At 34.5% G+C, this 12141-nt stretch carries 9 protein-coding genes and 4 pseudogenes; 4 read left to right on the top strand and 9 right to left on the bottom strand.

Going from position 1 to position 12141, the window contains the following annotated elements; genetic code table 11:
- Positions 1-402: 402 nt before the first annotated feature.
- On the top strand, positions 403-1221 hold the full coding sequence (locus ABWU35_RS06125) for a transporter associated domain-containing protein (protein WP_007302250.1): 819 nt from the start codon (positions 403-405) through the stop codon (positions 1219-1221).
- Between the two features lie 198 nt (positions 1222-1419).
- Here ABWU35_RS06125 and ABWU35_RS06120 read toward each other — a convergent pair.
- The 3 pseudogenes from ABWU35_RS06120 to ABWU35_RS06110 all read right to left on the bottom strand — a co-directional run.
- Positions 1420-1731 (bottom strand): annotated as a pseudogene (locus ABWU35_RS06120) (transposase); the annotation flags it as partial.
- A 20-nt stretch (positions 1732-1751) separates the two neighbouring features.
- Positions 1752-2608: pseudogene (locus ABWU35_RS06115) on the bottom strand (IS630 family transposase).
- A 76-nt stretch (positions 2609-2684) separates the two neighbouring features.
- A pseudogene (locus ABWU35_RS06110) lies at positions 2685-3004 on the bottom strand (transposase); the annotation flags it as partial.
- Between the two features lie 92 nt (positions 3005-3096).
- Between ABWU35_RS06110 and ABWU35_RS06105 the strand changes: the two are divergent.
- Positions 3097-3958, top strand: a protein-coding gene (locus ABWU35_RS06105) for an IS630 family transposase (protein WP_265028085.1) whose coding sequence is annotated in 2 segments (ribosomal slippage) — positions 3097-3422 and positions 3421-3958 — 864 coding nt in all. Because the reading frame shifts where the segments join, the coding sequence is not laid out codon by codon here.
- Here ABWU35_RS06105 and ABWU35_RS06100 read toward each other — a convergent pair.
- The 3 genes and pseudogenes from ABWU35_RS06100 to ABWU35_RS06090 all read right to left on the bottom strand — a co-directional run.
- A pseudogene (locus ABWU35_RS06100) lies at positions 3933-4510 on the bottom strand (transposase); the annotation flags it as partial. The gene ABWU35_RS06105 and the pseudogene ABWU35_RS06100 overlap by 26 nt on opposite strands.
- A 244-nt stretch (positions 4511-4754) precedes the next feature.
- Positions 4755-5210 (bottom strand): outer membrane lipid asymmetry maintenance protein MlaD, encoded by a 456-nt coding sequence (mlaD, locus tag ABWU35_RS06095; protein WP_007302404.1) that lies wholly within the window; start codon positions 5208-5210, stop codon positions 4755-4757.
- A 2-nt stretch (positions 5211-5212) separates the two neighbouring features.
- Positions 5213-5518 carry an NADH-ubiquinone oxidoreductase subunit NDUFA12 family protein gene (locus tag ABWU35_RS06090; protein WP_007302403.1) on the bottom strand — a complete coding sequence of 102 codons (306 nt, stop codon included), beginning with the start codon at positions 5516-5518 and terminating at the stop codon, positions 5213-5215.
- Between the two features lie 64 nt (positions 5519-5582).
- On the opposite strand from ABWU35_RS06090, the gene ABWU35_RS06085 reads away from it, so the two are divergent.
- Both ABWU35_RS06085 and rodA read left to right on the top strand, forming a co-directional pair.
- Positions 5583-7031, top strand: coding sequence for a proton-conducting transporter membrane subunit (locus ABWU35_RS06085; protein ID WP_007302402.1), 1449 nt, complete (start codon positions 5583-5585; stop codon positions 7029-7031).
- Between the two features lie 45 nt (positions 7032-7076).
- Positions 7077-8180: a rod shape-determining protein RodA gene (gene rodA, locus ABWU35_RS06080; RefSeq protein ID WP_213863856.1), complete on the top strand. Its 1104-nt coding sequence runs from the start codon at positions 7077-7079 to the stop codon at positions 8178-8180.
- A gap of 48 nt (positions 8181-8228) precedes the next feature.
- Here the strand turns inward: rodA and ABWU35_RS06075 are convergent, their stop codons facing one another.
- The 3 genes from ABWU35_RS06075 to terL form a co-directional block, all read right to left on the bottom strand.
- On the bottom strand, positions 8229-9470 hold the full coding sequence (locus ABWU35_RS06075) for an IscS subfamily cysteine desulfurase (protein WP_007302400.1): 1242 nt from the start codon (positions 9468-9470) through the stop codon (positions 8229-8231).
- 171 nt (positions 9471-9641) lie between these two features.
- Positions 9642-10532, bottom strand: a complete 891-nt coding sequence (locus ABWU35_RS06070; RefSeq protein ID WP_007302399.1) for an ankyrin repeat domain-containing protein — start codon at positions 10530-10532, stop codon at positions 9642-9644.
- A 121-nt stretch (positions 10533-10653) separates the two neighbouring features.
- Positions 10654-12087, bottom strand: a complete 1434-nt coding sequence (terL, locus tag ABWU35_RS06065; protein ID WP_012481972.1) for a phage terminase large subunit — start codon at positions 12085-12087, stop codon at positions 10654-10656.
- Positions 12088-12141 lie beyond the last annotated feature (54 nt).

The following is a 12141-nucleotide window of genomic DNA, read 5'->3' as shown; positions in this document are numbered from 1 at the left end:
TCTATTTTATCTACTTTTTTCTATACTAAAGTATAGTAGTAATAATAGTTCTATCAATAAATTGTTATTAACTTAAAATTCAGTAAAAATTATTGTTACTTAACTTGTGGATAAATATGTTAATAACTTCTATATACTATTGATTTTGCCTTGTAATTTATGTGTATAAGTAAGATATTTATAATGTTAGTAATTTTCTTTTACGGAAAATACTTTACTATCATGTATTGTTACACAATTATGTATATGTCGTTGAGAAAGTTGTTGATCAATTGTTAGTATTTTATATTAACAAATAATTCACAAATTAATTTGACATTATTCACATGCTTATTAAACATTTAATAACAGTTTTCTTGATAGACCTTATCTAAAGATATTTTCACCATTAAAGGGAATAAATTGAATAAGAAAAGAACTTTAGTAGAAAAAATAGCATACAAAATTTTTTTCTTTCTCTTCAACAAAACTTCTGTGTTAAAAAAATGTGCGACTGAGGCATTAATGGGTGATCTGTCAGGTCTTGACATACTTAATAGTCTATTAAAATTCCGTGATTGTAGTATCATGGATATAATGACTCCACGTAAGGAGATATGTGCAATAGACATTGAATCGAGCAAGGATGAGGTAATAAAGAAGGTGAAAAACACTTACCATGCTAAGATACCAACTTATAAGAATAACTTTGACAACGTAATAGGCTTTTTTTACGTAAAAGATATCATTTTCAATAAGAATAAAGATTTTAATCTGAGAAATATTATACAAAATGTAATATTTGTCCCAGCCTCAATGAAAGCAACAAATCTTTTTGTTAGAATGAAATCTTCCAAGTCATATTTAGCTATTGTACTGGATGAATATGGCGGAACTGATGGTTTAATTTCGATAAATGATCTTATAGAAGAATTGATACCAAATATTGATAACGAGAATGAGGTAAATTCAGAACACACCATTACTGAATTATCTCAAAATAAGTTTGAAATATCGGCAAGGGCCCTTATAAAGGATATAGAGGAAAATCTAAAAATAGAGTTGTGTGACTCTGAAGAGCATTATGCCACACTTAGTGGTTTGGTTCTTTCAATTGCTGGTAAGGTACCTTCTGTAGATGAAGTTATAAGATATAAAAATGGTATAAAATTTATCATCAAGGATGCAAATGAACGATACATTAACAAAATAATACTAGACTTAAGTGATTACAAAAATTAAATTCAATATTTTTTAGTGAAAGGTACTTTATCTTGGAAGTAGGAGACATAGTAGCCAGGTATGCAATTTAAACAATTTCTTAATATACAAAAGTTTGTAGTTCTATACGTTACTGTTTGATAATTAAGGTGGGAATAGTTTTTTTGGTATAAAGTTATAAAAATTAGTTGTTTAAATATTTTTAGCGATCTGTAACTTTCAAAAAGGGAGTGTTAAATAAACTGTGTCAAGCCGCATTTTTAATTCAACTCTACAAGAAAAAAAGATATCAAGTTGAGACATAGTCAAAGCCCAATCATGTATAGGCATAGCCCATTTTTCTCCTAACTTTTTTATAGCACAATATACCTGTTCATAGAAGGCATTTGTGCTAGTAAATGAGCCCTTAGTTTTAGTAAATTTTCTGATCTGTCTATGTAACCCTTCAATAGGATTTGTGGTATAAATTAATTTTCTTACAGGGCCGGAATATTTAAAATAACTAGACAGATTTTCCCAATTATTTTCCCAAAACTAAAGTATAGCTGTTCTCATAATAGTGGAAACAAATGAAGAAAAGCAGAATCGACAGCTTGACGAAAAGATTTAAAAAGAGGAATGTTTTTCCTGGCTCTGTTTTTTATAGCAAACCAATGATGCTCAATTTTATTGAAATCTGGAGAATATGGAGGCAGATACAGAATGTCTGCACCAACCCTTTTGGCAAATTCGACAATCTTTTTAGACTTATGAAAAGTTGCATTATCTAAAATCACTGTTTGTTCAGGCTGTAAAGTTGGTGCCAGAAATTGCTCGAACCAGCCATTAAAAACCTCTGTATCACAATAGCCTTCAAACGTCATAGGTGCAACGATTTTTCCCTTATTTAAAGATGCAATCATGCTAACTCTCTGAGTTTTCTTGCCTGATTTTAGTGCATGAAACCTCTCTCCCTTTCTGCAATATCCGTATGGGTAATCTTCTGTATTGTCTATACCAGATTCATCAATATATACCAAATTTTTAGGGGACTCTGCCGATATGACTTTCAGAAATTCAGCTCGTTTTTCTTCGTTTCTTTCTTCATATCCATAAATCTTTTTTTGCGTGTAAATCCAAATTTTTTTAGAGCTCTATGAATCGTTTGACGACTTATATTGCCCCAGAGTTTGGCCACCTCTGATTGTGTTTTACCGCCGTGCTTTTTTATAAATTCTACAAACGCATTCCAATCGGTGATTTTATGATTATAGCCTCTATTTCCCAGTTTCTTCGATTCCTGTTTCTTTCCGCCTTTTCTCCCATTTGTACAATGTCACTCTACCGATTTTGAACCTCTTTGCTACTGCTGTTTTACTCTCTCCTTCATGGCTTTTTTCCCTAAGTCATAACTGTATGCTGCTGGCACTTTTACCTTCTTATTACCCTAAGTCTCTATTTTATCCTGTTTCCACTATTATGAGAAGAGCTATATATTTTTCTCACCATTTTTCCTCTAGCTCAAGCAAATAATTTTCGGCAGTTTCTCTACTTGCAGCACGGTATATTTTTTTCAAATCATTCATGAAAATTTTCACATCTTTGCTCGATGCATATTTCAGTGAATTTCTTATCTGATGTACAATACATAGTTGTATTTCTGCTTTAGGAAATACACTGTTTATTGCTGTAGGAAAGCTTTTAGCCCATCTACACATACAATCAGGATATCTTCTACTCCTTTCTCTTTTAAGTCATTTAACATCCCTAGCCAAAAGTTAGCTCCCTCACTTTCTGCTATATAAAAACCTAAAACTTCTTTCCTTTCATTCTGCTAATATATTCTACATGTATTTATAGCTCTTCTCATAATAATCCAAACAAGTTAAGATATGGATTTATGGTAGTGGGGTTTGTATGCCAGCAGCGTATAGTTACGACTTAAGGAAAAAAGCAATGGAAGCATTGGATGAAGGAGAAAGTAGAGCAAATGTTGCCGAGAGATTTAAAATTGGAAAAACAACTCTATATGAGTGGCAGAAAAGACGTAAGGAAACGGGAGATTTTCAGTCAAAAAAGCCTGGAAGCGTAGGATATAACCATAAAATTACTGACTGGAATGTTTTTACCAAATTTGCAAAAAACCATGGTGGCAAAACTCAGTCAGAGATGGCTAAACTCTGGGGCAATATCAGTAGACAAACGATTCACCGTGCACTTAAAAATATTGGATTTACAAGAAAAAAAGACCTACGGATATAAAGAAAGAAATGAAGAGAAGCGAGCTCACTTTTCAAAGGTTATAGCAACAAAACGTCATGAAAATCTTGTATATATTGACGAATCTGGAATAGATAATACAGAAGACTACCCATACGGATACTGCAGAAAAGGAGAGAGGTTTCATTCACTAAAATCAGGTAAAAAAGCTCAGCGGGTCAGTATGATTGCAGCTCTAAATAAAGAGAAAATCATTGCTCCATTGACCTTTGAAGGATATTGCAATAAGGATGTTTTCGAGGCTTGGTTTGAGCAGTTTTTAACTCCAATTTTAAGGTCTGGCCAAACTGTAATTCTTGATAACGCTACTTTTCATAAATCTAAAAAAATAGATAATCTTGCTAAAGGAGTTGGTGCTGAAATTCTTTATCTTCCTCCATATTCTCCAGACTTTAACAAAATTGAGCATCAGTGGTTTGCTATAAAGAACAGAGCTAGAAAAAATATCCCTATTTTTAAGTCTTTCCGTCAAGCTGTTGATTCTGCTTTTTTATTCTGACTATTATGAGAAGAGCTATACTTACGCAATGCCTGTCTTCTTTGACCTTAAAAAACATAAACACTATTGGATACACTGATTGCAGTGGACGACTACGCCACTCATTGATTACAGGCAATAATTTATCAGTAATACTTGATATCTCTGCTACAGATATTTTATATCTTTTCTACATGCGACGCTATATCTCTATATACCATGCCACTGGCATATACTTAAAACCTTTGCTTCAAGTTCGGTTGTTTGCCTTTTTCTGACTACTTGTGGCTCAAAGCTTCCTTCCCTATCCCTTGGTGTCAATAACTCAAATGAACCTACACTTGTCCGTAAAGTCTTTGAATTTCTTCAATTTCTTCGGTTATTTTCTTCGCTTTTAGCCGACAAGTGATTTTTTATTTCACCTTCCAGACTCGATTCCAGTAGCCTTTTTACAAACGGTGTTAATGCACCATCTCTTTCCGTCAATGGTCTTCCTTCTCGTATAGACGATAAGATATTTGTTTCTAATTCTTTATAGTCTACCAAACCGGTAGTTCTGTTTGCTTGACTCATTGTCAAACCTCCATTTTTTGTTTCTATTTTATTATTACTTCTCGGTTTGATACAGTTTATTTAACACTTCCCTAAGTACGTAAAAAAAACACTCCTATACTGAAAGTACAAGCATTTGTTGAGATTATTAGGAATGTAAAACCTAGCAGAAATCTTGATAATTCAAACGCTGAACAACTTCAAGCTATTGATAGAAAAATCCCTTAATTGTACATAGGCCAAGTTGGCTTATGTGTTCTTATTCTCACTTTGTAAACATGCCAATAATTTTATCCACTATTCCACCCATATTTGCTTCAGCTTGAGTATGCGCTATTTTACCACCGTGTGAAATTAATTTAGGATCTGCACCAGGTAATATATTAACAAATTTACTACCAACAACTCCACTACTAGCGATTAGAGCTGAGCTATCAATTGGCAACTTTATGTCTCTGCTTATGCACATATCGATTCGTGCTATGTAGGTAGCTTTGTCAAGTGATACACCAGTTATGCTTCCGATTTCTACACCAGAGATCTTGACACTATCACCAACCCCTACACCGTTAGCATCAGTAAAAAGGCCATGTATTTTATAGCAATCCTTATAATTTCTCTTTATGTAAGATAGCTTATTAATAGCGAAGAAGACAAGAAAAATAGTGAAAATTAATACAAATGATCCAGCAATTATTTCAAGTATATTTGACCTTCGCATCTTTAATTATTAGGATTCCAGCTTTCATAGTAGTTTTTCACCTTTTGATTTGGGTAGTATGCACCTTTCGTACCTGTTAAATTAGGAGTTTTTCTTTTGTTATTATTAACTGGTACTTCATTATTAGTATAATGCAGCCATATATGCCATTCTGGAGGAATTGTTGTGGGCTCAGAAACATTACCATATATTACCCATCTTTTCCCTTTACTTGACTCATAGTAAGAATTTACGTTTTCATCCCTACCTATAAGTTTACCTTTTCTCCTTAATAAGTTTGTTACTGCATTATAAATTTTAGATAACATAAAGGTATTAAAACAAAAAGTATTATATATACTAATACTTTAACGATGTATTAACAACAGTTTAATGCAATTACCAATTCTACAAGTTATTATACCAATAATTGCATCGATGTTCTGCTTTCTTACCAGGAAACATAAGGTGTCCTGGTTTATCTCTTTTTTTACAACGGCAGCTACTTTCTTTATTTCATTAATGTTGCTAGTGAAAACATACAATGGTGAAATTATAACTTATTATCTTGGAGATTGGGCTCCTCCATACGGAATAGAGTTGAGAATCGACATATTGAACTCCTTGATTCTAACTTTGGTGAATTTTATAGCGCTGATTAGTGTGCTTTATAGCTTTCATATTAATGAAAAAGAGATTAGCAAAAACAAAATCATTGGTTTTTATTCTCTATTTTTACTGTGCTTGAGTGGATTACTTGGAATTTTAGTAACAAACGATATATTCAACCTTTATGTCTTTTTAGAAATTTCATCTCTTTCTTCTTATGTTTTAGTTTCAATGGGAAGGGATAAGAAAGCTTTAGTTGCAGCATTTGAATACCTCATTAGTGGTACTGTAGGAGCAACATTTTACTTGTTTGGCATCGGCCTTTTATACTCTATGACCGGAACGCTCAACATGTCTGACATGGCTGAAAGAATAGTACCATTATACGATAATAACATCATAAGACTTGGTACATTATTCATTTTTGTTGGTCTCTCAATCAAAATGGCACTGTTTCCACTCAGCAGATGGCTGGTTAACGCATATAGTGAAGCACCTAGCTTCATTAGCATATTTTTTTCAGGTACAGTAACCAAAGTGATGATATATGTTTTTATTAGAATCTTTTACACTGTTTTTCAGCAAAATTTTTTCTTACCACTAAGCAACGTGATGATCATCCTTGCGCTTTGTGCTGTTGTATTTGGATCAATATCTGCAATGATCGAAAAAGATATAAAAAGACTGTTTGCTCACTCCAGTATCAGTCAGATTGGCTATATAATTTTAATGCTGGGTTTAAATTCAAAAGCAGGTTTGTTTTCAGTAGTTCTTCACATAGTAAATCATAGCATGATAAAAACGTCTTTATTCATGACTGCAGGGTGTATTTCTTATAAGTTTGGTATGACAAAAATAGAAAATTTATCAGGACTAAAAAAGTCAATGCCCTATACAACACTTGCATTTACTCTACTTAGTTTCGCATTAATCGGTGTACCTTTGACAAATGGCTTTGTAAGTAAGTGGTATATGATGAAAGCAATTATCGAATCTCATGCATGGATTTCCCTTGCAGTTTTTGCTGCTGGCTCTTTTCTTGCACTAATATATATGTGGAGAATGGTTGAGAAAATATATTTTGAAAACAGTACAGCATCAAACGCTGGAATGACACTTAATGAGGTACCATTGCTTATGCTCTTTTGTCTATTATTTATGGCAATTTTAACGGTAATAACTGGGATATATAGTAGTCCAATTCGGTTGGTAATTAATAAATTTGCTTTTTGATTTTCTTATGTTTTATTGTATCTCAAAGTCTGTAAAGTTTTTGCTGTGGATAAGCTGAAGAAGATTCACTTATTATTAGTCATTAACGTAATAGCTCTGTTTTGCGTTGGCATTGTTGTGCAATATTCTTCTGCTGGAGGAAAGTGGGCTCCATTTGCAATTCACCAATTGGTCATATTCTCTTTCTTCTTTTTGCTTGCTATAGCTATGTCATTTATAGAGCTAGATTTTTATTTGAAGCACGCTTATTTTTTTTACATAGTAGCAGTAATTGCGCTGTTAGCAGTAAATTTTTTTGGCTCGCATATAATGGGTGCAACAAGATGGATAAGAATTGGGTCAATTAGTTTACAACCATCAGAATTTGTAAAAGTGGGCTTAATACTTGCACTTGCTCGTTATTTTAATAAACAAAGTGTGTATAAAATGATGAAATTTCAAAGTTTATTTAAGCCACTTATAATTATTTTCTTACCTGTATTCCTTGTATTGAAGCAACCTAATTTAGGAACAGCTGTAATAATATTGTTTATAGGAGCATCAATTATATTCACAGCAATAATGGAAAGACCTCATTTAATAATTTTTGGAGCGCTTGGCATTTTCGCAATACCAGCTATTTGGCCTTTTTTGCGCCCTTATCACAAGCAAAGGATATTATCATTTTTGGATTCATCAGTAGATCCACTTGGAATAGGTTATAATGCACAGCAATCTCAAATAGCTATTGGTTCAGGAGGTTTATTTGGTAAGGGATTTGTTAATGGGAGTCAAACTCAACTTGGATTTTTGCCAGAGAAACGCACAGATTTTGCTTTTGCGGTACTGAGTGAGGAATGGGGTTTTTTAGGCAGCATAACTTTGATTTTACTCTATACCACATTCCTCGCTATAATATTCTCTATCGCTTACAGGTCAAAAAATTATTTTTCTAAGTTAATATCTATCGGGGTTTTCGCCTTTTTTGGTGCTCATTTCTTTATAAACATTGGAATGACAATAGGCCTTTTACCTATAATAGGTGACCCACTTCCATTTCTATCCTATGGCGGAAGCACAACTGCTGCGAGCTTAATATGTATAGGATTGCTACTTAGTTCCGTGGCATCTACAAAGAACTTAAAGCTAAGTTTCCGATTTCACCCATAGAAAGAGCTTAGACAACCATCACTCTGCTAATGGTTAACGTCTTATTCTTCAATGAGAATCCCATTTTACGGTGCTTAAATCTATTCCCTCTTGTACCATTTCCAAAAGTGGGCTCATTTCTCTTAGCCGTCCAACATTTTTAGTAACAAGATCTGCTGCATATAGAACTTCATCTTTAGTTGTAAATCGGCCAAGGCCAAATCTAATTGATGAATGCTCAAGATCGTGGCCATTGTTTAGTGATCTTATGACATAAGAAGGTTCAAGAGATGCAGATGTGCATGCAGAACCAGAGCTTACTGCTAAATCCTTGATTGCCATGATAAGAGACTCACCCTCAACATAAGGAAAACTTAAGTTAAGGTTACCTGGAATCCTATTTTCGTAGTCACCATTTAAAACAACATCAGGAAATGCCTCTTTTATTTTGTTGTACAAAATATCTCTCAACTCTTCTAATTTGCTTGCTTCTATTTCCATTTCTTCTTTAGCGATACGTGCCGCTTCACCAAAACCAACTGCAAGGGGAGTAGGAACTGTTCCAGAGCGCATGCCTCTCTCCTGTCCACCACCACTAATTAGTGGCGTCAACCTAACACGAGGATTTTTTCTACGGACATATAATGCACCTATTCCCATAGGTCCATAAATTTTATGGCTAGAAAGGCTCATAAGATCAATGTTCATTTCATTTACGTCTATTGGAACTTTTCCAAAGCTTTGAGCAGCGTCTGTATGAAAAAATATATTATGCTTTCTACACATTGCACCAATTTCTTTGACAGGTTGCATTACTCCGATCTCATTATTTGCCATCATCACTGAAATCAGAATTGTTTTATCAGTGATTGCCTCCTCAAGTTTCAACAAATCTATAATTCCGTTTTGCTTAACGGACAAATATGTAACTTTAAAGCCTTCATTTTCCAGATGTCGACAAGAATCTAAAACGCACTTATGCTCCGTGCAGACAGTTATTATATGATTTCCCTTATTCTTATAAAAATGAGCAACACCTTTGATAGCCATGTTATTTGATTCGGTTGCACCCGAGGTAAAGACGATTTCTTTGCTGTCTGCATTCACTAAATCAGCAATGTGCTTCCTTGCTTTTTCTACTGCTTCCTCAGCTGTCCAACCAAATGAATGACTACGAGAGTGTGCATTACTAAACTCACCAAAATAAGGTATCATCACCTCCAAAACACGAGGATCTACTTTAGTAGTAGATTGATAATCGAGAAATATTGGTAATTTTATTTTAGCATTGCGTATTTTTTCCATATTCATAGTCAGGTTTCAGCATAGAAGTTACAATATTTAGTAGCACTAAAGCTTAATTTTTTCAAGATATAATCTTGCCTAAACGAAAGTTGTCAGCGCTCTCTCCTACGTTATTCCAGTGTCCCTGTAATGTCATTTTCTATGATCAGTAGTTTATGCAGCTAGGTCGAATACGTGCTAGGTAACCCTACTAGTGCTAGCAGCTTCTTGACGCCCATCCATTAAGACTGCTACTCCATCAACTTTAGTACTGGGCTTTAACATCATATATGTAGCACCACCAACTGCTAGTCCTGTTGCTATAACTGCAACCACTGCTATTGGTGTAGAGGGTTTTGACTCAGCTGTAACTATTCCAGTTGCAGAAAGTGCTTTCGCTATTAAAACACCTGATAATGCAGTTGCACTACCGGCAAAAAAACCTTTCGCAATTGCTGATGTGCGTTGTTTTTCCTCTTTAGCTAAATTCCTAGAAGCAGTTCTAGCATGATTTTTCACATTAACATAGGAGCCTTCACGTTTTTTTGGCGGAGTAAATACATAATCTCTTTGAATAGCCAAAGATGAAGGTGTCACTCTATAGTCATCTTTTATATTAACATCCGCACCGTTTCTTACGAGAGAGTATACCACGTCTGCATGGCCAATTATAAGAGCTAAATGTAAAGGAGTCCATCCCTCCTTATCTTCTTGTTCATTAATCCTGATTTCATCTTTTTCCAACAGAGCATCTACTACCTCTTTATAACCATTTTCAGCAGCTAAATGTAAAGGTGTCTTTTTATTTTTATCTTTTATATTAACATCTATCCCTTTTGTTACTATTAAAGCCTTTGTCAAGCTCGTATAGCCTAACTTAGCAGTTAAATGTAATAATATGAATTCATTATCTCCAACTTCAAATTTATAATTTACATAAAAATTACTCTCTTCCCACTGTTTAAATACCTCTTCATTGCTTGCCTTTAGCTCTTCTTTTACTTTTTCAATTACGTTCCTTTTATCTAATTTATTATCACTATTAACCGTACTTAATATTTCCCGCCACTGCTGATAATTTATTGTCATAATTTTTACCCTAATCTTAAATAATTTATTTTAATTTTTAAATAATTAAAATAAGAAATCAATATTTATTTTAAATGAGCTTATAATCGAAATTGTGGGTAGCAAATTATTGCCTCTTGAATCACAATGTTCGTATAGCTGCAACCCTGAAGCTACTATCTCTCATCCACTGAAGGTATTGCACAGTGCTGTCTACTTGATCGTCGTGGCGGGTTTCTGGGAACATTAAAATTTCATACTCAAAATCGCTGAGCCATATTGCTTGATGCGGCAGAAAAACCTTGCCGGATTCTATTATCGGAACAATCTGGTGGAATCGAGCGATTTTACTGTTATGCGGCACTATCTCAATAACAGGTATTGTCTTTAGCTCTTGAATCAATTGTTGACCGCTTGTTTTTGCTTCGATTAAAATTGCGTGTGGCTTCCACCTTGCAGCTAGTGATAGAACTTGTTCTTTAAGTTTTGGATACTCAAGCTTCGCACGGTATACATCGAGTAAATAAAACTTATTATTCACCTTTGTCCAGGTGGTGCAGACACTAAAGCCGCTAGAATCGTTTGTTGAAACTGCAGTATCCCAGCTCTGAGTTATATGTGAGAGATTGTCAGGAAAATTTCTATAGCGTTTCAACCATTCTTGCTTAATTATACCACTTGAAAGCGGCAGAGGATTTTGTTGATATTGAGCAGCAAAAGCGTAACTCCCAAGTTCAGCCTTTATCATTTCAATTTCTCCTACATCTAGGGGATATAGCAGCTGACCTTCCTTTTTTAAGTATAAAATCCTTGAAGATGTAGCGCCTGTTGAGCTTTTGCACTCATTTGTAGTTACTTGAATAATAGGAACAGGAGAAGGGAGAATGGATCTTTTGATTGAATAGATAATTTCCTTATTTTCAGAAATCATTGGCAAACAAACATGATGCCATATATTTCTTGGTTTGGAGAGAAGATGCCCAGTCAAATCCTCTTGATGTAGTCTGTGCATTACAACAACGATAACTCCTTTTTTCCTGTCATTAAGCCTGGTTATTAGAGTCTGATCGAACCAGTTTGTGGCACGTTTTCTAAACGTCTCGCTCAAAGCTTGAGAGGAACTCAGTGGATCATCCACGACGATAAAATCTCCACCTTCACCAGTCAGTGTTCCACCAACAGATGTTGCAATCCTACATCCTCTCTGCACTGTTTGAAATTTATATTTAGTGTTCTGGTCTTTGCATAGTTCTACCTCTGGAAATAGCACTCTATACCAACTAGACTGCATCACGCACCTGGTGTCAAGCGAATGCTTTTCGCTAAGCCGCTGAGAATAGCTTGCAACTATTATTCTTGCGGTTGGCTGATTACCAAGTATCCATGCGGGCCATGCAACACTCACGCACATAGACTTCATCGAGCGCGGAGGCATATTGAATATTATTCGCTTCACTTCACCAACACTTGCTGCTTCAAGCCTGTCTGCTATGATTTTTATATACTGATAATTGTTATACTCACATCCCGGCATCACCGTTTGAAAGCATAGTTCGATAAATTTTAAAAAGTTCATGTTAGTCTCCTATAGTGTTAGTGGAATTTACTTTATGGTGGTGTCAGCCTCTTT

The organism is Wolbachia endosymbiont (group B) of Xylocampa areola (genome assembly GCF_964028205.1).
Classification (GTDB): domain Bacteria; phylum Pseudomonadota; class Alphaproteobacteria; order Rickettsiales; family Anaplasmataceae; genus Wolbachia.
The sequence above is the reverse complement of the archived record's forward strand: the minus strand, read 5'-3'. Positions and strand labels throughout refer to the sequence as shown.